Below are 1576 nucleotides of genomic sequence, written 5' to 3'. Positions count from 1 at the left end.
CCCCTACCTCCCCTACCCCCTGCCTGCCTTCACCCGTCATTTTCGGTTTGACAGACTACTAGGGGCAAGATGTGATTAAAATGGGTGGCCCGGGATTCGAACCCGGAACAAATCGGTTAAAAGCCGAGTACTCTACCGTTGAGTTAGCCACCCTTTTGCTGTTTTTCCAACTTTATCAATATACCATTAACAGCTATGGTTTTGTCAAGGGGGGTCTAGAAAAAATTTGCCGTTAACCGAAAAGAAGCAGTACAACTAGCTCCAGGAGATAACACAGTCAGGTTTTCGCCAGTGTTGAAAGCATTGCGGGTGGCGCTCCAAGGCTCTAGACAGTAGAAATCTTTGCCCTTGACAGTCCAAAACACTAGCCAAGTAGTGAAATCATCATAATCTAGGGTTAGCTTCAATTTGCGGCTGTTATCGGTTACAGATGTAGATGTCTTGGTTAGTTGTCCAAAAGCAAAATCAATTTCATCTTGGTTAAAATCAAACTTGCCATCAAAGTTGTGAAACTCCTTGGTTTTGTTATCTTGATATTGTCCAGAAGGAAGTTCCACTTCTAGCTGATTTTTATCACCACAGAGAAAATAAGGATGGAAACCAGCAGAAAATGGCATAGGAGTGGATGACAGATTTTTATATTCCTGACGCACTACTAAAGTATTACCTTGGAGTTCGTAGGTAAAAGCCAGTTGAAAATCAAAAGGATAAACTGCCTTTGTTTCCTCATTGCTGTTGAGAACCACAGTTACACTAGCTTTACCTTCGGTACTTTGTGCCGTTGCTGTCCAAGGCAATTCTCTCGCAAAGCCATGTTGTTTAATAGTATACGGTTTCCCGTCAACGCTGTAAGTATTATCAGGTAAATTACCGCAAAGAGGAAATAAAATGGGATTACCACCTCTAACGCTCAAATCAGGATGAGTAAAGCGTTCAGCGTCTAAGTAGAAGATTTCCTGACCTTGAACCAGCCAACGAGTAATGATACCACCTCTTTCTGGGACGACTTCTATTTGTGTACCAGCGGTTTTATCAGACAGGATGTAGGTTTTGTATTGTTGTTCTTGAATGTCAATGGTAAACATAATAGCCAGTAGATTGGTGTGGTAATTTGTGCTTATGTCCAGGCAAAAGGAAACAGGCAATACATAAGTAGTGAGACAGAATTAATTACACAATGTCATTGCGTTAGCGCAGCGTGGCGTTAGCCATATGGAACGAAGTGAAATCAAGCAATTCCAAGGGTTGTGATTGCTTCCCTTCCCTCACAATGACTGTAAATATTTTTGTCCAATTACTTATTGCGATTTTTCTACCTTTCTCCCCAATTGTAGGTTGTCATGCCAATAAATTCCACCAGGGGATCGCGGGAAGGCTGGGAGCCGCGTCTCTTTAGAGCGCGGGGGAAAGCCTACCCGTGCGGTTTTAACCGCTGCCAATATTCTCGATCATGATGCGGGTCATTAAATCTTTTCAACATTTTATTTCTCTCTAACTAATCTTTTTAAGGCTGACGAAAGACTCATTCCCCAACCTTGGGCGATATCCTCAAGTTTCTTTCTTTCAGTTTCATCTA

General features: G+C 42.3%; 1 protein-coding gene and 1 tRNA gene. Both read right to left on the bottom strand.

What is annotated here, in order from left to right; genetic code table 11:
• Window positions 1–81: 81 nt before the first annotated feature.
• A tRNA-Lys gene (locus IQ228_RS25915) sits at window positions 82–153 on the bottom strand.
• Window positions 154–215: 62 nt separating this feature from the next.
• Window positions 216–1085 carry an aldose epimerase gene (locus tag IQ228_RS25910; protein WP_027404646.1) on the bottom strand — a complete coding sequence of 290 codons (870 nt, stop codon included), beginning with the start codon at window positions 1083–1085 and terminating at the stop codon, window positions 216–218.
• Window positions 1086–1576: the final 491 nt, after the last annotated feature.

Origin of the sequence: Dolichospermum sp. LEGE 00246 (assembly GCF_015207865.1) — a bacterium.
Classification (GTDB): Bacteria; Cyanobacteriota; Cyanobacteriia; order Cyanobacteriales; family Nostocaceae; genus Dolichospermum; species Dolichospermum heterosporum.
The sequence above is the reverse complement of the archived record's forward strand: the minus strand, read 5'-3'. Positions and strand labels throughout refer to the sequence as shown.

What these genes read in the sequence shown, in the direction of transcription:
- IQ228_RS25910 (WP_027404646.1), bottom strand. Translation starts at nt 1,085, where the DNA reads ATGTTTACCATTGACATTCAAGAACAACAATACAAAACCTACATCCTG.